This is a genomic window from Bacillus smithii, assembly GCF_001050115.1.
Lineage (GTDB): Bacteria > Bacillota > Bacilli > Bacillales > DSM-4216 > Bacillus_O > Bacillus_O smithii.
In genome coordinates, this window is the sequence record NZ_CP012024.1 from 190,044 (window position 1) to 213,138 (window position 23,095).

Genomic DNA, 23,095 nt, shown 5'->3' on the forward strand with positions numbered 1-23,095 from the left:
AAGAACTTATTAAAATGAATAAACTTTTTCATAAAGAAGTTACTCGCTCCATTTTCAAAGCATGCCTTATTTTTTATAATAAGGTTGAACCTCTCAGGTAATATATCCGCGAGAGGTTGTTTTTAATTTTCGGATTTGTTCGAAAGAAAAGCGCGTTTTATAGTCACTCGATCCATATTTTGCAGGGTGATGCAGTAAAGGTGGGAACTGCAATGAAAGTTAATCCAAAAGAATTTTTGATGAATGATTTACGTTATATTATAAGGCCTGCAATAGAAAAGGATGCCAAAATATTGTCTGAAATAAGATTGCAGATAGATGGTGAAACGGAAAATCTAGATAGAGAAAAGGGCGAGGCGTACATAGACGAATTAGGTTTTAATCAATTAATAAAAGATGATGCAGAAAGTAGCAACTTATTTTTAGTTGCGGAAGTTGATAAGAGGATAGTAGGTTTTTCCAGATGTGAAAGAAACAAATTAAAAAGATTTTCTCATAAAGCCGAATTTGGCGTTTGTGTATTAAAAGAATATTGGGGATATGGAATAGGAAAAAATCTTCTAAAAGAATCGATTCATTGGGCTGACTCAAATGGCATTAAAAAAATAAACTTAAGTGTACTCGAAACCAATGAAAAAGCTATAAAACTCTATAAAAAATATGGATTTGAAGTAGAGGGGATTTTAAAAAAAGACAGAGTTTTATCAGATGGCAACTACTATAATACCATTTTAATGGGAAGGTTTAATGAATAGCAGCTAGAGGATGATAATATTTAAAATGCCTTTAACTCGATCAGCAAACAGAATTCCTATTTTATTCCATTAAAAAGCGCGTCATAAGTGTAATCAACGGTGATAAAATCCCCAATAACAGCGGTTTAAAATTCCCCAAAAATAACAGATAATCGTTTCGAAACAACGTCTTAGATGGAGTGGAGAAACGATGCTGAAGATTGGGGAGTTTTTTATGATTCGAGAGTTGTATCAGAAAGGCTGGACACAAACAGCGATTGCCAAAGAAACAGGGTTTGATCGGAAAACCATTCATAAGTATCTCAAGGAGGACAAGCTTCCAGAGCGCAAAGCCAGTAAGAAAAAGAAAGAAAGTAAACTCGATCCTTATAAAAACTATCTTCTTCAACGAATACAAGAAGGGACCACAAATTGTGTCGTTCTCTTAGAGGAAATTCAAGCGATGGGTTACACCGGCAAGATCACGATATTAAGAGATTTTGTTCGACCTTATCGAGAACAACCAAAAAAACAAGCTACCTTACGGTATGAAACACCGCCAGGTAAACAAGCCCAAATGGACTGGGCCTATGTTGGAAAGTATATGGTGGACAGTCAATACCAAGATATTTATGCATTCGTTATGGTACTTGGTTATTCTCGGATGAAATATGTGGAGTTTACCACCAATATGAATATGGAAACCTTAATGAAGTGCCATATGAACGCATTTGCTTACTTTAACGGTATTCCTGAACAAATTCTCTATGACAATATGAAAACCGTTGTTCTCAAACATACTCCAGTGGAAATACGATTTAACCGAAAATTTGAGGATTTTCTAGCCTACTACGGTATTATTCCAAAAGCATGTCGACCGAAACGTCCCCAAACAAAGGGAAAAGTAGAAAGAGTAGTCAAGTATTTAAAAGAGAATTTTTTTCAACGAAAGCATGAATCTACTCTTCAAGCCTTAAACGAAGACATTCGAACTTGGTTAGATCAAGTGGCCAATCGAAAACCGAATCAAACAACGAAGGAACCACCGATTCAACGTTTTGAGAAGGAACAGAAGTTCCTTCAATCATGGGGAGTCAAACCGTTATTTCCTACGAATCGTTGGGAAACACGAGAGGTCAGTCGAGATTGTTTTGTTTCATACAGAGGAAAAAAATATTCTGTTCCCTATCGCTATGCAGGACAAACGGTCAAAATAAAAGAAACGCTTAACCATCATATTGAGATTTATGATGAACAGGAATGTATCGCGAGACATCCGATATGGATTGGGCAGGCATCCACACAGATCCGAATGGAACATTATGAAGGGATTCATTCAAACGAAAAAGGACAGAAAATAAAAGGCGTTCAAGGTTTGGCGACCAACGACCTTTCATCTTCTGCCCCATCTCCAAAAGTAGAACAACGTCCTCTCGCTGCTTACGCAGCATTGGAAGAAGGTGAAACTGTATGATGAAGGATATGTTAATTGAACGATTACAAAAGCTTGGTTGGCACCACACAGCCCACCAACTGGATCATTTATTAGAAGACGCTTCTAGAGATAATGTATCATATTCTGAATTCCTAAACACTATTGTTTTACAAGAGATTGAATATCAAGAGTCTCAGCAACTAGAAAAGCGAATGAAACGAGCAAAACTACCTTATATCAAAACGATTCATGATTTTGATTTTTCCTTTCAACCAAGTATCAGTGAAAAGAGAGTAAAAGAAACGCTTACCTGTCGGTTTATTGCCAACGGGGAAAATCGAATTTTACTAGGCCCACCGGGTGTTGGGAAAACACATTTAGCCATTTCCTTTGCGATCGAAGCCATTACTCAAGGATACACCGCTTTATTTTTAACCGCAGACGATTTAGTGGCAGAATGCCGAAAGGCAAACAAAAAAGGGACTCTCCAACGTTTAGTCAATCGTTGGGGTCGCCCAGACGTACTCATTATAGATGAGGTAGGATATTTTCCTTTTGATGAACTAACGGCGAATGTGTTTTTTCAAGTCATATCGAAACGATATGAACAAGGAGCGATGATTCTTACATCGAATAAATCCTATCTCGAATGGGGAAAAGTATTCGGCGATGATGTATTAGCTACAGCCATTTTAGATCGTCTTTTACATCATGCCATTACCTTTAACATTAAAGGAGATTCTTACCGCCTACGAGAAAAGAAAAAAGCAGGTCTTTATCCTGCCCAGTTATCGAATTAATCGTTCAAAATGGGGAATTTCATTTCGTTGAAATTGGGGAATTTTTAATCGGTGTTGACAATAAGAAAAAATCTTTCAAAAGGCTTCTAATTATTTCATCATAAAATGGAGGCTTGCGAAATGTTTTTGATCATACTTTCATTTAGAGTTTCACTAAGGCAGCATAACATTTTATGAAAAAATACGTTGACAGTGTAAACAAAAATATGTTAATTTTATGGAAACAATTCATATTAAATTAATAGGATTAATAGGAAAATAATTTGGGAAATTAAATGAATAAACACAGACCAGATCACTGGATGTGAAAAGAGAACAGCGATGATTGTGAAAATCACTGTTAACCGGCAAGAAAACCACCTTTAAAGGAAACGTATTTAAATAAAAAAGATGTTTTGAATCCCGTTTCCTCTTTAGGAAAGGTTTAAAATGAAATCAATTAAGATATTCGAATCTCTCATTTATGGCGAACATCGATTTTGAAAAGATGTCTGAATCAAAGGTGGTGCTTCTTTACCTTTATCAGCGGAAGAAGCAAAATAATCACTTAGGCCATCATCTGCAATTCTCATATGGATCAATGATAAAAGACAATAGCAATCTGTGTTTTAGTCGACCGGACCACTGGAGACTTCCTTTCATTTTTAAGGGAGTCTCCTTTTTTAATTTAAGCTTCCCATAGACAGACATATTCAAGGAGGAATTATAAATGGAAATCTTTTGGTTTATTCCGACAAATGGAGACTTTCGTCAACTAAATCAACAAGAGGGTTCACGCCCTGCAACTTATAACTATTGCAGACAAATTGCACAAGCCGTCGATGACTTGGGCTATAGCGGCGTCTTAATTCCTACAGGAAAAACATGTGAAGAAGGATTTATTGTCGCTTCAACGCTAGCACCCGTAACCAAAAATCTAAAATTTCTCGTAGCCGTACGCCCGGGATTAATGTCGCCAAGCTTTGCTGCGCGAATGTCGGCGACATTGGATCGATTTTCCGATGGTCGGCTGTTAATTAATGTGGTGGCGGGGGGCGACCCGGTCGAACTTGCAGGAGAAGGTGTGCTTTTAGACCATGATGAACGCTATGAGTTAACCGACGAGTTTTTAACGATATGGCGGCAGTTGTTTACGGAAGAAGAAGTGAAGTTAGAAGGAAACTATTTACGAATTGAAGGGGGGCAATTGCCGTACCCAACGGTTCAAAAACCATATTCGCCACTATATTTTGGAGGATCTTCTCCTGCTGCGATGAAGGTGGCGGCAGAACACATTGATGTTTATTTAACGTGGGGAGAGCCACCGGCCCAAGTTGAGAAAAAAATTAATAAAATGAGGGAGCTCGCTGCTACCCAAGGAAGAACGTTAAAATTTGGCATCCGGCTGCATGTCATTGTCCGTCCAACGGTAGAGGAAGCATGGGAAGCTGCCAATCATCTCATCGAACATGTGGATGAAGAAACCATTGCACAGGCGCTGAAAGTATTTAAGCGGATGGATTCAGAAGGCCAGCGTTTGATGACGAGTTTGCATGAAGGTGACCGTACCAGATTAGAAGTGAGTCCAAATCTTTGGGCAGGTATTGGATTAGTGCGTACCGGTGCGGGCACGGCGCTTGTAGGAGATCCCGATACGGTTGCCGCCCGTATAAAAGAGTACGCTGATTTAGGCATCGAAACCTTTATTTTATCAGGCTACCCACATTTAGAAGAAGCCTATAGAACAGCGGAATTATTATTTCCGAAACTTCCGGTTAATCAAAAGGATGCTTCCAATCAGCGGACGTTCCTTAGCCCATTCGGCGGAGATATAAAATCGACCGCTGCCGAACAACACGAACGTACACTCAAAAGTATAGGTTAAACGAGATTTAAATGCGGCTAAATATAGATGGATCTATTAATGAAAAAGGAGAGATGGATAAATGTCTAATCAAAAACATTTAACTTCTGATACATTGACATTCACAGAACCGGTAAGACTTCATTCAAATGAACTTGAACAACTGATCTCTGCCATTGCAAAAGATGCTGAAGTGCGCAGAAAGTCTGGTAGTGAAGCGCGGCCATTTTATGCAATGGAGTTAATCAAGAAATCAAGACTTGGTGCCCTACGTTTACCTGTTGAATTAGGCGGCAGCGGGGCCAGTATTCGTGATCTTTTCTATGTTGTCATTCGCTTAGCAGAAGCAGATCCGGATGTTGCTCACAGTCTTCGTTTTCATTATTACCAAGTGGAGGAATTTCTTCAAAGCCCTGCTGGCAAAGAGCGTGATAAATGGCTGAAAAGGGTAGCGGAAGGAGATCTTATTGGTAATGCTTATACTGAACTTTCATCTAATAATGTAGGAAATTCGGTCTATGAAACGACTTTAACCCCTGATGGCGACGGATACCGTTTAAATGGCACGAAATATTTTAGTACGGGAACTCTATATGCTGATTGGGTATTAGTTATGGCTTCTACTCCTGATGGCTCAACGGTGTCCGCACTTATTCCGACAGATCGGGAAGGCGTCATTATTGAGGATGATTGGGACGGAATTGGACAAAGATTGACCGGGAGTGGAACAACCCGTCTTGAGAATGTTTTCGTATATAAAGATGAAGTAACATTCATTGATGAAAATAAAACCCCATTTAATTCATTTTTGCAACTTATTTTACATGCGGTGATTGCGGGCATATTACGCAACATAGTGACAGATGCAGCCGCGTTGGTTCATCGTCGTAAGCGAACATTCAGTTTTGCAGCTGCTGATAAGCCGACGGATGATCCGCTTTTGCAGCAGGTGATTGGCCAGCTTTCGAGTAGTGCGTTTGCTGCTGAGGCGATTGTGTTGACGGCCGCAGATGCATTGGACGCCACGGTGGATTCAGTTGTTGATGGAAACCTTGATTTTGATCTTAGTCATGAAGCTTCATTGAGGGCGGCTCAAGCCAAAGTGATTGTAGATGAATTGGCATTGAGGGCTTCTACATTGCTTTTTGAAGTTGGAGGGGCATCTGCAACAAGGCAATCGGAAAATCTCGACCGCCATTGGCGCAATATTCGTACAATTGCTTCCCATAACCCAACCGTTTACAAGGCTCGTGCCATAGGGAACTACGTTGTAAACAATACTAAACTTCCAATCAGAGAAGTTTACTTTTAAGTCCTTCTGCCTTACTAGCTAAATCTATTGTTAATAAGTGATTGATCTTGACTGATATTAGGAGGTATTTAGAATGGGGATTTTAAAAACGGATCAAAATATTTATTCAAGAACTTATGTGGAAGAAATCAGAGAGCGAGTCCAACCCATCATTCAAAATGTCATTGAACCAAATGCGGAAGCGATTGATAGAGAAGGAAAATTCCCAAGAGAAAATTTATTGGCGCTGGCTAAAGAAGGGTGGAATTCTGTAACCGTTCCTGAAAAATGGGGCGGATTAGATTTGGGTTATTTAGGCTTTTCCATTGTTTCAGAAGAAATCGGAAAGGTCGATGCTTCTACAGGGTTAGTGTATGCCATGCATGTGGGGGCAACGCAGGTTATTGTTCTATATGGAAATGACGATCAAAAGGAACGATGGCTATTGCCTGTACGGGAAGGCGCCATTGGGACTTTTTCTACAAGTGAAAAAGCGACAAGAGGGCATGTATGGTTTAACTTGAGCCAGGCTAAACGGGATGGAAAGGATTATATCATTAATGCTGAAAAATCCTTTACGACTAGTGGAGGATACGCTGATTTTTATATTTTACAAACGAGAACTCCGGATTCGGAAGACCCAAGTGATTTTAGTTATTTTATTGTTGACGGACATAATGAGGGGATTACGGCAAAGCCGTGGAAGGCACTAGGCGTTAGAGGAAATCATAGCGGACCCATTACTTTCAGTAATGTAAAAGTAAATCATCGCGATCTGGTGGGACGTGAAGGATTAGGAAAAGAGATAATGGAAGAAGGAGGAAACCCTATTTATTTGCTCGGCATTGCTTCTGTTTGGCTTGGAGTAGCACAAGGTGCGCTAAAAGCAGCTGTTGATCATGTTACGAAAACAGTAAATAAAGGTTTTGATAATAGTTTAGCTGACCACCAAGTGATCCGTCAAAAACTGGCAGAAGTGAAAATACAAATTACGGCATTAAAAGCATGGCAGATAGATTTAGCAAGACATTTTGATGAATTTTTGGCGGAGGGTAAACCGTTGAGTTTACTTGGATCAGAAGTGGTAGAGTTTAAAATTCACACTTCTGAAACGGCGGATTTTGCCGCGCGGGTCGCAATGGATGTAGCCGGCGGTTATGGATATTCTGAAGGAATATTTGAACGGCTTTATCGGGATGCGCGTGCAGGGATCCCAATGGCTCCATCGAATAATATTGGACGAGACCAAATTGGCAAAATTTTAGTAGGGTTGCCGTTGAATCTTTGGAATGAAGGTAAGTAATCTAATTTGAATTTGAGAAAAGGGCAGTCCAAAAGCTGGTCTGCATCCATAAAACTCAGCATTTTAAACGTTGGGAGACTTAATCAACCGATTAACGAAATGAAGATCAGTTGACGGGTCGTTATTTCAAGAACAATAAATGTTTAAAATTTAGAATTTTTGTTTTTTAATTCGTTCATTTTTAAAAATATATTAAAAAGAAAACATTTAAACGGGGATGAAGAAATATGTCCAAACCACTGTCATTTTCAGCTTTTGTTATGAATACAGCTTCTCACATCATTCACGGTCTTTGGCGTGATGAAAATGGGCATCAGAAGAACTTTAATGATGTTGAGCTTTGGGTATCCCTAGCCAAAAAATTGGATGAAGGTGGCTTTGATGCCATCTTTTTTGCGGATGTGATTGGATTATATGGCAATCATCGCGGCGGCTGGGAGTATCATGTTAAAACGGGCCTGCAAATACCAAGCAATGATCCCATGGTTCTTATGTCTGCACTGGCCGTAAACACGAAGTATTTAGGATTAGCTTTTACGGCGGCTCCGCTTCAGGAACATCCGTTTAATTTTGCAAGGCGCGTTTCAACATTGGATCATATCTCCAAAGGTCGTATTGCATGGAACATCGTTACAAGCTATTCGGCAAATGCTTTTCGAAATTTTGGCTATGATGGTCTAGTTCCTCACGATGAGCGATATCGCTGGGCGGATGAATATGTAGATGTATTGTATAAACTTTGGGAAGGTTCATGGGACGACGGGGCATTGTTGCAAGATGTCAAGAGCGGCATTCATGCAGATCCGGCAAAGGTTCACAAAATTAATCATATCGGAGAGCGTTATAAAGTGGAGGGCCCGCACCTTGTTTCACCATCCCCTCAGCGCACCCCGGTGCTATTTCAAGCCGGAGCATCTTCTACAGGAAGGGAGTTTGCGGCCCGAAATGCAGAGGCTGTCTTTATTGTAGCACCTGATCCCGAAAATGCCCGACAATTGATCAATGAAATCCGGCGATTGGCTAAACAAAATGGCAGGGATGAGAATGATATTCTCGTTTTTCAAGGGTTGTCTTTTGTGATTGGTGAGACGGAAGAAGAAGCGAGACGTAAAGAAGCTGAGCTGGATCAAAAAATTGATTTAGATATGATGATCGCCCATATGGCAGGCGGAATGGGCATTGATCTTGGAAATATCAGTTTAGATACACCTCTTAAACACATTGAAACAGAGGGAGTAAGAAGCACATACGAGTGGCTAAAGCAAAGTACTCCCGGGCGCACCCCTACAGTACGAGACCTTGCCAAACTGAGAACGAGATCGTCTCGCATTGTTGGAACCCCTGAAACCATTGCAGATCAACTGGAGATTTGGAGGGAAGCAGGAATCGATGGGGTCAATATGATCAATGCTGTCATTCCCGGTTCCTATGAAGAATTTATTGATTTGGTGATGCCTGTATTACGAAGACGTGGTTTAGCCCGTGGAGGCCATTCCGAGCCAAGCACCTTCCGAAAAAAATTGTTTGGATCAGATCTTCTGAATGAACGTCACCCTGCAGCCAAATATAGAGGTGCATTTGCTGCGAAAAGTACAACACAATAATAAGAATGATCGAATATAAAGGCGCCGTTTTTATCATTAATATGACTAAGAAGATGCGAATAATTTATTTTAAACAAAAGGGGGAATTTTGTAAGATGAGCTCCAAACAATTAATTTCAAAAAAAGATCAAGATCCCTTTTCCTCTGCGGCATTTTCTGAGCCGGTTAAACCAAATTCCCGTGAACTGGACCAATTGATTGAGGAAATTGCCCGGGATGCGGAGGAACGAAGGAATACGAATAGTGAAGCCCGACCTGATTATGCGATCAAGTTAATCAAGCAGTCCAAGCTTGGCGCGTTGCGTTTGCCGATTGAAGAGGGAGGAGGCGGCGCCAGCATTCGGGATCTTTTCCAAGTGATCATCCGCTTAGCCGAAGCAGATCCGGATGTAGCACACAGCCTTCGTTCACATTATTCCCAAGTGGAAGAATATCTTCGAAATCCGGATAAAAAAGAACGTGATAAATGGCTGAAGAGGGTGGCCAACGGCGATATTATCGGTAATGCATTTACCGAACTTTCGTCCAAAAATGTTGGAAAATATGCTTTTGAGACCACTTTATCCCCTGACGGTGACGGATATCGATTAAATGGGACGAAATATTTTAGTACAGGTACGATGTATTCTGACTGGGTTTTTGTGACGGCGTCCACCCACGATGGGAAAACAGTATCGGTCATCATTCCTGCAAACCGGGAAGGAGTCATTATTGAAGACGATTGGGACGGCATCGGGCAAAAATTAACGGGAAGCGGCACGACCCGTTTGAACAATGTGTATGTATTTAAAGATGAAGTAACGTTTATTGACGGTACAAAGACTCCGTTTAATTCCTATCTACAGCTCTTTTTGCATGCAGTCATTGCCGGAATATTGCGAAATGTAGCGACGGATGCTTCTTCTTTAGTACATCGTCGTAAACGTACATTTTCTTTTGCGGCAGCAGATAAACCGACAGATGATCCGCAGCTTCAACAGGTGATTGGCCAACTTTCCAGCATCGCATTTGCTGCAGAAGCGATTGTGCTAACTGCTGCAGAAGCACTTGATGTTGCTGTGAGATCAGCCGTTGACGGTGTGATCGATTATTCGTTGAGCCATGAGGCTTCGCTTCGAGCCGCACAAGCTAAGGTGGTAGTAGACGATCTTGCTTTAAAAGCCGCTACCCTGCTTTTCGAAGTTGGCGGGGCTTCAGCAACAAGACAATCGGCGAAATTGGATCGACATTGGAGAAACATACGCACGATTGCTTCGCATAATCCAACAGTTTACAAAGCTCGGGCCATTGGCAGCTACATAGTAAACGGTACAGATCTTCCGATTAGAGAAATTTATTTTTAAGACGATTTTAATCAAAACAAATATGAATGGATTTGAAGAATGAGATAAAGTGGGCAAGCTTAATGCTGATTTATAAAAATTCATTAGGAATAAGTTGGTTTTCTTTGACTTTTTCTAAAAGGATTTCTATAATAATTTCTGTACTTTTAAATTTAGAGGAGGATTATTAAAAAATGTATTTTATCAGATTGCGATTCCCGGCTTTGAACCAGTAATTAAATACGTTCAAAGGCTCTGTTTGTGTATGCAGAGTAAACGGGAGCAGTCTGTCCTTTTTTAATAATCTTCGTTTCATATAGAAAATATGTAATGTGAAGAAGGCAGACGGATCGTTCTGTCTTTTTTATTTATGTATCATTCTCCTTCTTTTGTTTAGCAAAAGGAAGGTTTATCCCGCTTCAACGGGCAGTAAGTCCCCGCTTCAAGACTTAAGCGGAAACAATGAAGTCAAGTGGGGAATAACTGCTCGTAAAAGCCCGATTAGTTCAACTAACCATCAGTGGCAGATGAAGGCTTATTAAAAGCACCGTGTCCCCATGTCTTCATCTGCACTTGCACATCCTGTGCGTTGCCCCCCACTGATGGAAGTTTCACTTTATTTGGTGACGGCTTCTAATAGCCCCTAATCTAATAAGGATGGGTCTTCTTCCCTTTACTCTGAATCACAGGCAGATCGCCTGTGATTTTTTTATGTGCGCCCGGCATGTACATGAACTATAGGGTGTAAGTCCCGAACCCCGAAGACAGAAGTAGAGGTTAGCCAAGAGCAAGGGTGTCCGTGGTGACGCGGAATCTGAAGGAAGCTGGAGGCAAAACACCGGTCCGAGGAACACGAACCTCATATAAGGCTAGGTATGATTGAGTGAGTTTGCATAACAAAACAAAGCTCTTTCTGTCGAAGGTCATATCGAGTAAATGAGGCGGATAGATGGTGTGAAAGTGCATGTACTTACCCGGGGAGGTCTGGCGGATATGTGAAGTACTCTTCATAACCTACTTAGTGATAAGTAGCTGAACCGTCAGAAGTCAGCAGAGGTCATAGTATTAGTTGGTCTAGAACAACTAAGAAGGACCGAACAATTAAGAGAGAATAGCCCTTGGTATTCAGTGAGTCATGATGAACACAGAAAACGTAGTACCTCACTTGAGGGAGGAAGCGGTGAATCCCGTGGGAGACCTCTTGGAGGGTGGAGTGACCACTGGCATAAAGAGAACAGCTATTCACGGAAGTTATAAAGACTTGCGTCAATTATCTTAATTGAACCGCCGTATACGGAACCGTACGTACGGTGGTGTGAGAGGACGGGAGTTAATCGCTCCCTCCTACTCGATTTCGAAAGGAAGAGATCACATGACCAAAAAAATAAAAAGTGCGGAACTTGTCAGTGAATTTGTAGAGGCATTCAGATGCCCACTCTGTAAAAGTTCGATGAAGGTTGTTGATTTTAAAAGCTTAATATGCTCTAAAAACCATACTTTTGATTTCTCAAAACAAGGATATGTAAATTTGATGACTCATCCCTCGAAGAGTCATTACAAGAGAGAATTGTTTAAAGCCAGACACAAGATCATTATCGAAAGTCATTTATATACTCCCATGCATGAAATGATTTCGAAAGTGATAACGGAATATATGGATGTTTCTGTTAAACCTTTTATGATTGTAGATTTAGGCTGCGGAGAAGGTTCTCATTTACAAAGGATTTTGGACGAATGTAAGGTTCCGGCAATGACTGGTGTGGGTCTTGATATTTCAAAGGAAGGCATTGCCATGGCTGCTAAGAGGTACGAAAACCAAATTTGGCTAGTAGGAGACTTGGCTAAATCACCATTGGAAGATCAATCGTTTCATGTGATTTTGAATATCTTATCTCCTTCCAACTACAAGGAATTCAAGAGGATTTTAGTGGAAGATGGGCTAGTCATTAAGGTTGTTCCTCGACCTAATTATCTAAAGGAGCTACGAGAAGCATTCTATGATCACAAGGAAAAAAGGGTCTATAAAAATGATCAAACAGTATCCCTTTTTAAAAAACATCTCCGACTACTGGATGTTTTCCATTTATGTTATTCAAAGAACCTTAATGAAACGGAACTAAAAAATTTGGTTCAAATGACCCCTCTTGCTTGGTCTGCGGATAAAGCACGTATTGATGCGTTTATTCATCGGGACTCCGCTCGGATCACAGTTGATCTAGATATTTTAGTTGGTATGAATAAAGGCTTGAAAAGAAAGTTATCATCGCACAATCGAATGGGGGGCAGTGAATAATGGAAAAAGTATATATTGAATTAAAAAATATCGAAGTCTCCTTTTTAGGCAAATTAGTATTAGATATCCCGCGATTAGCAGTACACCAATTTGATCGTATCGGGATTGTTGGAAAAAATGGGGCTGGAAAGAGTACGTTATTGAAACTTTTGGACGGTCAAATTACACCAGATAAAGGCCAAGTAAATCGCTTTGCGGATTTTGCTTATTTCGATCAACTGTCAAGACCGATTGAAAAAGAAATAGATTTTGATCTTCTAGGAAAGCTCTCTATACCTCAGACAGAAGTTGAAAATTTAAGCGGCGGTGAACAAACACGTTTGAAGTTAGCGGGAATTTTCTCCACCTACCATGAAGGGTTATTGATTGATGAGCCGACAACACACTTAGATGAGGCCGGTGTACAGTTTTTCATCGATGAGCTGCGCTATTATTACGGTGCGCTTGTTCTTGTTAGCCATGATCGTCATGTGTTAGATGAACTCGTTACAAAAATTTGGGAAGTCGAAGACGGGCGTGTAACGGAATATACAGGGAATTATTCCGACTACTCAGCACAAAAAGAACTCGCTCGTAATAGACAGCTTAAGGATTACGAAAAATACGTGAAAGAAAAAACACGTCTTTTAAAAGCGGCGGAAGAAAAGATGACCAAGGCCGAAAAAGTGACCAAGGCCAATAATCGTATGTCAAAAAAGGAAACGAAAGCAAAGGCAAATAAAATGTTTATGACGAAATCAAAAGATACAAGCCAAAAGGCGATCCAACGTGCAGCAAAAGCGATTGAGCAGCGAGTGGAGCAACTCGAAGCAGTGGAGGCGCCAAAAAAGGAACAAGCACTTTATTTTCCTCAGCCAACGGCTCTCAAGCTACACAATAAGTTTCCGATTATGGCAGACCGATTAACGCTAAAGGCAGGAAATAAAATCCTGCTCAAAGAAGCTAGTTTCCAATTCCCATTAGGCAGCACCATCGTGATTACAGGAAAAAATGGTTCAGGGAAAACAACACTCCTTCGCCATATCATCCAACAAGGAGAAGGGATTATCGTATCTCCTAAAGCTGTCATCGGATCGTATGAACAAATGGGTTATGAATTTGAGAAAGATGAAACTGTACTTGCATTTATGAAAGAACGGAGCGACTATGATGAAAGCAAGATCCGTGCTGTCCTACACGCAATGAATTTTACTGGAAATGATTTGAGAAAAAATGTCCGCCATTTAAGTGGTGGAGAAGCGATCCGTTTAGTATTGTGTCAATTGTTTTTGGGAAGATACAATGTGCTGGTTTTAGACGAGCCGACCAATTTTTTGGATGTTTTCTGTATTGAAGCGTTAGAACGCTTTTTAAAAGGATATGAAGGTACTGTCCTACTTGTATCACACGATCACATGTTTATTCAACGTGTAGCAGATCATATATATGTCATTGAAAACCAACAACTAAAATTAAGAAACTAAGTTAGACCTCATTTGCGGGTAAAATAATAGTTTCATTGTGGATGCCGGCCAGAGTTTTTTTCGTGCATAAAGGACAAATTTTATATATCATTTATCTTTTCTTGCGTTATTGAAAAAAGTCGTTTGTCTTTTGGCAAACGACTTTGTGTAGAAGCTGTATTCTTTTCTCCGTTCAGAAAAGCAGCAGGTAAGCAATCTCAAAATGAATTGGCCCATATTAAGAGGGTTCGAGCCATTTCTTAATCAAAAGGTTAATCGTTGTATAAAATCACTTTCATCGCTTTTTCTTTGGCTGCATTGCCAAATACATCATATGCTTGGATGATTTGATCCAGAGGAAAGCGATGGGTGACTAACTGCTGCGGCGAGATCTTCCCTGATTCCACTGTCTTTAACAACATCGGTGTTGTACTTGTACTGACCAGTCCGGTTGAGATCTTCACATTTCGAATCCACAATTGTTCTAGGTGCAATTCGACAGGCTTGCCGTGTACACCGACATTGGCTAGACGTCCGCCCGGCTTTAGGATTTGCTGACAGATGTCGAAGGTTACCGGAAACCCAACGGCTTCAATCGCCACGTCAACACCTTTTCCATCCGTTAATTCCATCACCTGTTCAACCGCATTTTTCGTAGAGCTGTTCACTGTCTTAGTGGCACCGAACTTTTTAGACATCTCTAGGCGATTATCGTCAAGGTCGATCATGATGATCTCCGCCGGTGAATAAAGTTGTGCCGTTAAGAGTGCCGACATTCCAATCGGTCCTGCGCCGACAATCGCAATGACATCACCCGGCTGAACTTCACCGTTGATCACCCCGATTTCCAGACTCGTCGGTAAAATGTCGCTCAACATGACAAGTGCTTCTTCATCGGTTCCCGGAGGAATATGATACATGCTTGTATCGGCATAAGGGATCCGAACGTATTCTGCCTGGGTTCCGTCGATTAAGTGCCCAAAATCCACCCACCGTTTTCACAGTGGGCATACATCGCTTTTTTGCAATAATCGCATCTTCCACAGGAAGTGACACAAGAAATCAGCACTTTGTCTCCGGGTTTGAAATTGTTGACACCCGTGCCGACTTCTTCTACTATTCCAATTCCTTCGTGTCCCAGTGTTCGGCCGTCCGTTACCGCCGGTACATCTCCGCCTAAGATATGCAAATCCGTGCCGCAAATCGTCGTTTTGGTGATTTTTACAATGGCATCAGTCGGATTCTGAATCGTCGGCTTGTCTTTCTCTTCCCATTCGATTTTTTTCGGTCCATGGAATACAAGTGCTTTCATCATTATACCTCCTATGGTTTCGTTCGCGAAGTTCCCCTCGGTTACCAAATGAAAGGTCGTACCGTCAGGGTTTAACCAGGTTAGGCGTTACTAAAGTGGTTAGGCGTTACTAAAGTGGATTATCGTCCTGTTAGTATTTTCCCCTTGAGATCATTAAATTATTCTGCTCTATAGGAGGCGTGAGGGAGAGTTGGAATGGAAATTATTGAGAGTATGGGTACATAGCGAAAAATGCTAGATTCAATCAAAAATATTTATTCTAGTATAATAGAAGAAAAGTTATTGGAGAGATCAATATGAAAATAACCAAACAAAACGCTGAACATTACATATGGGGTGACCATTGTGATGGATGGCATTTAGTGAAAAGTCCAAATTTAAGCGTGATTCAAGAACGTATGTTGCCCAATACTTCGGAGGTCAGACATTATCATCAATATGCACGCCAATTTTTCTTTGTATTAAAAGGTACAGCAACTATTGAGATAGATGGTCAAAAGATTATTTTACATTCACAAGAAGGGATTGAGGTGCCTCCTTTGACTCCGCATCAAATGATGAATGAATCAAATGAAGAAGTTGAGTTTTTGGTTGTATCTCAACCTCATAGTCATGGCGACAGAATATTAGTAGATGAAATCTAATGTTTCCAGAAAAGTAAGCAGCTAATGAAAGCACGGGTGAAAAGAGGGAAAATGCTTTTTTATCCGTGTTTATTTTTTGGTTCTATTGCGAAGGATTGCGGGCTTAAATGAATAAGGAGAAAAGGTGCTAAGAATAAAGAGGAAAAATAAAATCGAGGGGAGAATTATTTTCGTGCATTTACACCCGATTGAATAAACTGTGAACATATGAATGATCATTCTTCCATGTTTGAAAGGGAACGAAATAGATGAAAAAACAATATGTAATGATTTTATGCATATCTTTTGGCGTGTTCGCTTCTGTCATGAGCAGTACGATGCTGTCCATAGCTTTTCCAGATATCGTGGCTAGCTTTCATATCTCCTATTCTTCCTTGCAAATTCGGAATATTTTGTTTTTCGCTGTTTTCGCGACGGGTCTTCCTTTATTTGGCCATTTGGCTGATCGAGTTTCTCCCAAATTGTTGATGAGCATGGGGCTGCTGTTATTTTGTCTATCCAGTTTTTTAAGCGGATTCCTTCATCATTGGTACTTATTCTTGGCATTTCAGTCCTTTCAGGCTGTCGCAGATTCTATGATCGTTCCAGCTCAAGTGGTTCTGATCCGTAAATTGTTTCCTCAAGATAAAACGGGCTGGGCTTTTGGCTGGTTTTCGGGGACACTTTCGGCTGCTACTCTTGTAGGACCCGCTTTGGGCGGATTCATTGTACGTTATTTTCATTGGGAAACCATATTTTATTTATTATCGCTCATTTCCTTTCTATCTTTTCTTTTCGTAAGATGGGTTGTTTCAGAAGTTCAAGGTTCTGATGAAAAGGCAACATTGCCTTATTTAAGCACGATGAGTTTGTTAGGGTTTATTCTATCGGTGCAAGTTTTATTTCTACATACCCGTCTTATGACCAAAATGATAGCGTTTGTTATCGTATTTTGTAGTTTAGGATTGCTCATTTTTTCTGAAAAACGTAAACAGCAAGGGAAAGCCATATTCCCAACGAGCGCATGGAAAAATTGGATGTTTATCCATTCATTGTTTCGAGTTTTTTTATTGTATATGGTGAGTAATGCTGTATTACTGTATGTTCCAAGTTTCATGAGAGATGTCCATCATATGGAGCCGCAAATAGTAGGGTTTATTCTATTAATGGATTCCATCATTGGCGTATTTTTTGCTGGATTGGCTGGAAAATTAGCGGATAAAGCCCCGCACCGAACTTTATTAATCGGAATGATGATTTCGATCATGGGGGTCTTTCTATTAAGTGTAAGCGGAATAATTCGTCTTCCTGCTATTTTCATGTTCGGGATCATCTATTTATTATTGGGAATGGGTGGGACGGTTTCGATGCCTGCTTTAAATGCGATTGCGCTGCTTTCCGTACCCGAAAAGGAAACAGGCAGCTATATGGGAGTTTTCCAAATGATTCAGTTTGGAACAGGAGCTTTTGCAGCAGGGCTATTTTCCACTTTAGTCGAAGCAGTTCATAATACGGGGGAAATCTCTGTAAGTGGATTTACAAAAATGACTGTTATTTGTCTCGTTTTCTATTTGATTGCGCTTTTGACTCTTCTATGGGATAAAAAGCTGTTAAAAGAAAAAAAGAATGAAATCACGGCTCTGAAGCTCTAACAGTGTTCTGAAAAGTCAATTTTTGTTGCCAGTACACCAATTACCTTTTTTGTCATTGAAAATGTGGAAGCAACTGACTAATTCAAAAGTAGTTTTAATAGTGCGGGGGAATCATTATGGTGTTTGTTTGCCGAAAACATGTATACGAAGGATCAAAACTGCTTCGTATTTTCCATGTACAAAAATAAATGGTTACTGCAAGATTGCTGCGAAAAAAATAATTTTTACCGAAAAGCGATTATTTATCATCTATGTTTTGAGATAATGACATAGATCTACCTTTGAATGGTCATAAAAGAAGCGCGCCCTCTCCACATTCTTATAAATGGGAGAGGGCTTTCCCTTTTGTTTCATATTGAAAAAAAATAGTATCAAACGTCAATCGATGGTATTGGAATCAGCCGAAAGCTTTGTCGTCTTTTGCTTCGATCATCATGCAAAGAGAAGAAAATCGCTTCATTTTCCATAAACAAACTGCAATCAAACTAGTTCTTATTTAGAGACCGGAATCGGACAAAAGCAATCAATCCATTCGGTTAATAATTTTTGCAATTCATTCACACCGATGAGGAGGTCTGATTCTTCTTGATCGTTAGGGAAGAGTTGCAAAAAATAGCCGTAATCCGTATTGAATAATACTTCTTTATAATCGTCGCCGGGATACACACAAACTACTTCTTTGACGATATTGAATTTTATTTCTCCTTTGTCATCGGTATATTTAATTCCTCTATAATCATCCATTTGCTCCATCGTGGAGGTGGAACCATATTCTTGGAAGATATTGTATAATGGACGGTATTTGACTTCAAGAACAAATGAAGATTGGAAGATCTTTTGATGATCTTGCATTTTATATAAATCAACTTTAATATCAGGCTTTTTTCGGAATTTTGTACTGAAAAAATGCTTGTTTTTCTCAATGGCTAATCGTGAATTATATTCCAGTTCCTCGTTATAAATGACTTCAATCAAACAACGGCGTTCCTCGTTTTCGAGAGTAATCTTTGTTCCGTCATCTAATCCGTCTTTATATAATGACAGCTTTAATTGCTCCTTTAAATCATAATCAGCGGGAAAATGAAAATTTAAATATTGCAGACTTTCAATGACAACAAAGTAAACAAAATACTCATACAACAAATACGTAGGTTTATAGGCTGGGATGATCCATTCCTCTGTGTGAGCTGGATTTGACTGTTGTTTTAATTGTTGCATGATATGATCAAATAACAAGTAACTTTTTTTATGAATTTTTGTTTTTCTTTTTACTTGGTGGTGGCAAATCGATTTCCAAAACGAATGCTCTAAAACGGCTTGTAATCGATTACTCGATTTTTTCACCCTTTCCATCAAGTTTAATAACTGTTTTTCCTCGATCCGATATTGTTGCAACTTTCTTTCCAGCCGATGATAGGTGTTTTCGATTTTTTTCTTATGTGAATAGGTGATCGTGTTTCGATTCGAAATGCTATTTATTTCTGTTTTTATTTGGTTTAAATCTTGTAATGTGTTCTCTATTTTTTGTTTTTGTTTGGATAAATAAGGATTCAATTCGTTTTTCCCTTCTGTTAACCGTTTTAGTAATTCATGTATTTTCGTTTTTACCATTCGATTATTGTCCGTATCCACAGATGTGATATATTTACGGTTTAAATATTTAGACTGTTTGAAAAGAAAGCCTTTGGAACTATTTTGCCATTTAATGCTGGTTGAATCGAGATGTTTAGGGATATTCTCGACCACGTAATCATAGATGATGGTTGATTCGCTTTCCTTTTGAATGCTGTCAAGGGAGGCAAATAATTTTTTCTCCGCTTTCTCATACCATTTATAAAAAGAAACAAAATGACTCTTGTCAAAGATCGATTGCTCTCCTAATCCATGATTAAAATTCATTATATCTTCAGTAATCCCTTGGATTTTTTCATTTAATAAATTGTGAATTTTTTTTAACTGGATTTTCGTGACATTTTTTGGTGTGATCGAAAAAGCACCATAATAGCTTTGTGAATGATAGCGAATTTCAAAAATGTAAGTTCCACACCGCCATGGATAAACGATATTTGCGTTTTCTTGATATAACACTTTTTGGTTGTTTAGATTATTTAAAATGAAAACATCATAAAAATCTTTTTCGTCTTCTCCGAATATTTTGTTCCAAATGACTTCTATTTCGATATCATTTTCTTCACTATTTAACACCACTGCTAACTTTTTATATTCCTCAATTTCATATACATAGTTCATAACATTTTTGATGTCTGAAATTAAATGGCCGATCGGCTGCTTGCGATTTCCTATTTCTAAGTGCAGATGAAACGGTAAGCGAAGTTTTTTATCTATTACCATACAATTATTGAACGTATCCATATAGCATCAACTCTTTAGCTTTCTGTTTAATAAACTTAATTGAATTGGTGAATTTCGATACTTTTTGTCCGGTTTCTGATATTAAGATTTTAACTAATGCTCCTTCTTCATACTGATTTTCATCTACATATGTTCCTACAAGCGGACCTACAAACGTTTCAATTCCCTTGATTTTCGATAAAATTCGTTGGACAATTTGAAAATCGAAAGCTTCCTCTCTTGATATCATGGCTTCTCCCTCTTCGTTAACGGGGACATTGGCAATAAACCTTGCTATTCCGTTGACCGTTCTAAACGAAACTCCTTTCTGTTTGTCATAGGTTTGAAGCAATTCATGAATTTGATCAAGCAAAGTTAATTCATCCGTTGATAATAGATTTAACAAATCGTCATCTATGCTGGAATTTTTCAAAAACGCTTTATGAATCACGTTTAAAGGTTCAACTTCTTTTACTTTTTGATATTTTTTATAGTCATTTTTTATTCCGATAAAGCTTCTTTTTCTCGGATAAATGACGTTTGCTCGATCTAATAGACGGTCTGAAAAATCTGTGGTCGTTTCATCAAAATTAACCGTTCCAACAAAAATAATGTTGTTATGAATTTTGATTTTGGATTTGTAATGGCCATTAATACAACGATCTTGATCACTAAAGAGTGTTAAATACCTTTCTTCCTCATTTAATTCTAATAGGGATATAAAAGGACTAAACCAGTGTTCGACTTGTGATAAGTTCATTTCATCAAATATCACCATATGAATGCGATCCGGATGTTTTTCTGCTTCTAATAATAAACTGACTAGCCCAGTTTCACTTTCATGATAAACACCTGTTGAAGGATTTAAAAAACCTAGTACGTCATTTGGTTCTTTATATGACGGAGAAACAGGAATGATCAACATTCTTTTTCCAAGCTCAAGACCTAACGTTTCTCCATAAATTTTGGCTAGCTGCGTTTTTCCTGTCCCGGACATTCCGCCAATAATCGTTAGCATGTTTGTTTTTACACTGACATGGAAGGAGATCATATCTTTTTCATCGTAAAACAATCGATATTGGTTTTGAGCTTTTTCAATAAACCGCTGCAAAAATTCATATTCTTCTTTATTAAACGTACGCTTTACATTTTGGTCTGTAAAATGATCTTCAATTTCCTGTTCAATTCCTTCTTCCGGTTCGGAATATGAAAATTGCTCAATTAAGCTTATCCCTTCTTTATAGACTTTATCTTGTAAATTCGACAATTCCTTGTTTTCGATAAAATATAAATCATTGTCAATTCTAGCGTGAACGATTTCTGCAAATTCATCTTCTATTTCAATAAAACGGACATCCACTCCATCTTTTTGTGAATACGTTGTCGGATTGTTCGATTTATTGAATGATACTTGATATAAAGTACCTTCATAATAAATAAACTTAGGAGAATCGAAGATATTAGGATAAGAATTGAGCGTAATCGGATATCCTTTTTTCACCAATTTCATTTCTAAATCTTTTTTCGTTTCTTCCACCTTTAATTGCGGACCAGGGATTAACGCATACTTGCTTTGTGGCTCGATATTTTCCACTTTCACAATATCTACATAAACAAACTCCGGCTTAGGATCCAGCTTAAATACAAGGAGCTTTCCTTCCAATAACTCTCTGACTTTCTCAAGCCTTTCATAAAACATAAGATGATCGTAGTCGATCAACTCGTTAAATAATTTTCTATTTTGCCTGCTGCGAGTATTCCCTGTTAAAATTTTGTTTTGAAACGAAAAATGTTTTGAAACTTCTTCAGGGATAGGTGATAAACATTTAATATAAAATTGGATATCTTCATTATATTCATCTTTATATTTCAATGCTTCATCCAGCAATGTTCCTGCTATTTCGCTCTCTGAAACCAATCGTCCAACAAAATATGCATCCTTTAATTTTCGTTCAACTTCTGGATTCATTCTAGTTAACAATCTCATAACGCAATTCTCCTTCTAAATATGAAATGATTGAACGAATAATGTTTTGTGTTCCTTGGCTTACTAATCGATATTGAATTTTGTGATGTCCTTTTAATAGCTTTTCAATTTTAAATATATCCTTCGTTGAAATACCGTCTGTTACGATAAATACAAGTTCTTTTTCGATCATTTTTAACTGTTCTGAAAAATGGTCGATTGAAGAAAAGTAGCAAATGCGTTTTTTTCCAATTAGCGCTTCTATTATTTCATCTTTTTTCGACAAAAACACTTTGATATCTTCTCTGATTAATTGAAAAGACATCACTCTATTGTTTGATTCTTCTTGATTGGAATGTTTTTTCTCCATTTGTTTATGTAACTGTTCAATTTCTTTTTTATATTGGTACTCAGAAATTTCTTTTTCTTTGATCATTTTTTGCAGCACCAGTTCTTTGCTTTTCACTTCTTTTGCAAGTTGTTCACGTTTTGTTTTTACATCCTTCATTTCTTTTGTCATCATTGTTAATTGTTTGTTTAACCTTTCATTCTCATCTTTTACTTGCTGAATTTTGTTTTCTGTCATTTTCATTAAAAGCTCATTACGTTTTAATTCCTCCCCCCATTTTTCAACCATTTTTTGAATGATTAAAATGCATATATGTAAATAGCTTTCTTGATTTAACTGATCAAAATTTATATCGTGAAATGTTTCTTTTTCGATTTCTTTTAAAATGTTAAAAAATAGATAAACCGTTGATTTTGTATCGCTGCCATCTAAAAAAACGTGATCTATATTCGGAAAAATATTGGGAATTTTTTTCTCCAACTCATTCGTTGAAAGAGCAGCAAGAGCTTTTAATTCTTTATTGATATCTTTTTCCCCTAACAAAGCTTCAGCTAAATTACTCTTTTCTGATAGACTTTTTATGATTGTATCCTTTTCATTTTTATACAGAGCAGGGAAATAATAAGTAAGTAACTCAACTTTCGCAGTGAAAAATTTATGAATAATCCTTGATTTGATAGGTTTCTTTGGGTATCTCATATTCACTTGACACTGAAAAAATTCGTCTAAAAAACAAAAAGACACCTCTTTCTTTTGGTAAACTATTGGTGACCA

Annotated in this window: 15 protein-coding genes and 1 pseudogene; 12 read left to right on the forward strand and 4 right to left on the reverse strand. The window is 38.5% G+C overall.

Annotated elements, in window-relative coordinates:
• Positions 1-212 precede the first annotated feature (212 nt).
• The 10 genes from BSM4216_RS00995 to BSM4216_RS01040 all read left to right on the forward strand — a co-directional run bounded on the left by BSM4216_RS00995 (position 213) and on the right by BSM4216_RS01040 (position 14,088).
• Entirely contained in the window at positions 213-755 is a 543-nt protein-coding gene (locus tag BSM4216_RS00995) for a GNAT family N-acetyltransferase (protein WP_048622404.1), read from the forward strand.
• Between the two features lie 190 nt (positions 756-945).
• The gene (gene istA, locus BSM4216_RS01000) at positions 946-2,208 is read left to right on the forward strand and encodes an IS21 family transposase (protein ID WP_082142214.1); all 1,263 of its coding nucleotides are present in this window, start codon (positions 946-948) and stop codon (positions 2,206-2,208) included.
• Positions 2,205-2,969 carry an IS21-like element helper ATPase IstB gene (istB, locus tag BSM4216_RS01005; RefSeq protein WP_048622405.1) on the forward strand — a complete coding sequence of 255 codons (765 nt, stop codon included), beginning with the start codon at positions 2,205-2,207 and terminating at the stop codon, positions 2,967-2,969. The genes istA and istB overlap by 4 nt, the downstream gene beginning before the upstream one ends.
• Before the next feature lie 709 nt (positions 2,970-3,678).
• Positions 3,679-4,833 carry an FMNH2-dependent alkanesulfonate monooxygenase gene (ssuD, locus tag BSM4216_RS01010; RefSeq protein ID WP_048622406.1) on the forward strand — a complete coding sequence of 385 codons (1,155 nt, stop codon included), beginning with the start codon at positions 3,679-3,681 and terminating at the stop codon, positions 4,831-4,833.
• Between the two features lie 61 nt (positions 4,834-4,894).
• Positions 4,895-6,124: an acyl-CoA dehydrogenase family protein gene (locus BSM4216_RS01015; RefSeq protein WP_048622407.1), complete on the forward strand. Its 1,230-nt coding sequence runs from the start codon at positions 4,895-4,897 to the stop codon at positions 6,122-6,124.
• 73 nt (positions 6,125-6,197) lie between these two features.
• A complete protein-coding gene (locus BSM4216_RS01020) occupies positions 6,198-7,406 on the forward strand; it encodes an acyl-CoA dehydrogenase family protein (protein ID WP_048622408.1) in 1,209 nt (402 codons plus the stop codon).
• Positions 7,407-7,633: 227 nt separating this feature from the next.
• The gene (locus BSM4216_RS01025; protein WP_048622409.1) at positions 7,634-9,010 is read left to right on the forward strand and encodes an LLM class flavin-dependent oxidoreductase; all 1,377 of its coding nucleotides are present in this window, start codon (positions 7,634-7,636) and stop codon (positions 9,008-9,010) included.
• A gap of 95 nt (positions 9,011-9,105) precedes the next feature.
• Positions 9,106-10,353, forward strand: coding sequence for an acyl-CoA dehydrogenase family protein (locus BSM4216_RS01030; RefSeq protein ID WP_048622410.1), 1,248 nt, complete (start codon positions 9,106-9,108; stop codon positions 10,351-10,353).
• Between the two features lie 1,351 nt (positions 10,354-11,704).
• Positions 11,705-12,625: a putative RNA methyltransferase gene (locus BSM4216_RS01035; protein ID WP_048622411.1), complete on the forward strand. Its 921-nt coding sequence runs from the start codon at positions 11,705-11,707 to the stop codon at positions 12,623-12,625.
• Complete coding sequence (locus tag BSM4216_RS01040) at positions 12,625-14,088, forward strand: Msr family ABC-F type ribosomal protection protein (RefSeq protein WP_048622412.1); 1,464 nt, start codon at positions 12,625-12,627, stop codon at positions 14,086-14,088. The genes BSM4216_RS01035 and BSM4216_RS01040 overlap by 1 nt, the downstream gene beginning before the upstream one ends.
• A 251-nt stretch (positions 14,089-14,339) precedes the next feature.
• Here the strand turns inward: BSM4216_RS01040 and BSM4216_RS01045 are convergent.
• A pseudogene (locus tag BSM4216_RS01045) lies at positions 14,340-15,379 on the reverse strand (zinc-dependent alcohol dehydrogenase family protein).
• Between the two features lie 296 nt (positions 15,380-15,675).
• On the opposite strand from BSM4216_RS01045, the gene BSM4216_RS01050 reads away from it, so the two are divergent.
• Both BSM4216_RS01050 and BSM4216_RS01055 read left to right on the forward strand, forming a co-directional pair.
• The gene (locus tag BSM4216_RS01050; RefSeq protein ID WP_048622413.1) at positions 15,676-16,023 is read left to right on the forward strand and encodes a cupin domain-containing protein; all 348 of its coding nucleotides are present in this window, start codon (positions 15,676-15,678) and stop codon (positions 16,021-16,023) included.
• A 248-nt stretch (positions 16,024-16,271) separates the two neighbouring features.
• Positions 16,272-17,654 (forward strand): MFS transporter, encoded by a 1,383-nt coding sequence (locus BSM4216_RS01055; RefSeq protein WP_048622414.1) that lies wholly within the window; start codon positions 16,272-16,274, stop codon positions 17,652-17,654.
• A gap of 492 nt (positions 17,655-18,146) precedes the next feature.
• Here BSM4216_RS01055 and BSM4216_RS01060 read toward each other — a convergent pair whose 3' ends face one another.
• From BSM4216_RS01060 to BSM4216_RS01070, 3 genes are read right to left on the reverse strand one after another with little or no spacing between them, the layout of a single operon-like run.
• Positions 18,147-20,027: a hypothetical protein gene (locus BSM4216_RS01060; RefSeq protein WP_048622415.1), complete on the reverse strand. Its 1,881-nt coding sequence runs from the start codon at positions 20,025-20,027 to the stop codon at positions 18,147-18,149.
• Positions 20,011-21,993: a hypothetical protein gene (locus BSM4216_RS01065; RefSeq protein ID WP_048622416.1), complete on the reverse strand. Its 1,983-nt coding sequence runs from the start codon at positions 21,991-21,993 to the stop codon at positions 20,011-20,013. Before BSM4216_RS01065 ends, BSM4216_RS01060 begins: the two co-directional genes overlap by 17 nt.
• On the reverse strand, positions 21,977-23,065 hold the full coding sequence (locus tag BSM4216_RS01070; protein ID WP_156179189.1) for a hypothetical protein: 1,089 nt from the start codon (positions 23,063-23,065) through the stop codon (positions 21,977-21,979). The genes BSM4216_RS01065 and BSM4216_RS01070 overlap by 17 nt, the downstream gene beginning before the upstream one ends.
• Between the last annotated feature and the right edge of the window lie 30 nt (positions 23,066-23,095).

Bases quoted from the DNA above. Each gene is read 5' to 3' on its own strand.
- BSM4216_RS01060 (WP_048622415.1), bottom strand. From the start codon at position 20,027: ATGGATACGTTCAATAATTGTATGGTAATAGATAAAAAACTTCGCTTA.
- BSM4216_RS01040 (WP_048622412.1), top strand. From the start codon at position 12,625: ATGGAAAAAGTATATATTGAATTAAAAAATATCGAAGTCTCCTTTTTA.
- BSM4216_RS01065 (WP_048622416.1), bottom strand. From the start codon at position 21,993: ATGAGATTGTTAACTAGAATGAATCCAGAAGTTGAACGAAAATTAAAG.
- istA (WP_082142214.1), top strand. From the start codon at position 946: ATGCTGAAGATTGGGGAGTTTTTTATGATTCGAGAGTTGTATCAGAAA.
- ssuD (WP_048622406.1), top strand. From the start codon at position 3,679: ATGGAAATCTTTTGGTTTATTCCGACAAATGGAGACTTTCGTCAACTA.
- BSM4216_RS01035 (WP_048622411.1), top strand. From the start codon at position 11,705: ATGACCAAAAAAATAAAAAGTGCGGAACTTGTCAGTGAATTTGTAGAG.
- BSM4216_RS01025 (WP_048622409.1), top strand. From the start codon at position 7,634: ATGTCCAAACCACTGTCATTTTCAGCTTTTGTTATGAATACAGCTTCT.
- istB (WP_048622405.1), top strand. From the start codon at position 2,205: ATGATGAAGGATATGTTAATTGAACGATTACAAAAGCTTGGTTGGCAC.
- BSM4216_RS01055 (WP_048622414.1), top strand. From the start codon at position 16,272: ATGAAAAAACAATATGTAATGATTTTATGCATATCTTTTGGCGTGTTC.
- BSM4216_RS00995 (WP_048622404.1), top strand. From the start codon at position 213: ATGAAAGTTAATCCAAAAGAATTTTTGATGAATGATTTACGTTATATT.
- BSM4216_RS01030 (WP_048622410.1), top strand. From the start codon at position 9,106: ATGAGCTCCAAACAATTAATTTCAAAAAAAGATCAAGATCCCTTTTCC.
- BSM4216_RS01020 (WP_048622408.1), top strand. From the start codon at position 6,198: ATGGGGATTTTAAAAACGGATCAAAATATTTATTCAAGAACTTATGTG.
- BSM4216_RS01015 (WP_048622407.1), top strand. From the start codon at position 4,895: ATGTCTAATCAAAAACATTTAACTTCTGATACATTGACATTCACAGAA.
- BSM4216_RS01050 (WP_048622413.1), top strand. From the start codon at position 15,676: ATGAAAATAACCAAACAAAACGCTGAACATTACATATGGGGTGACCAT.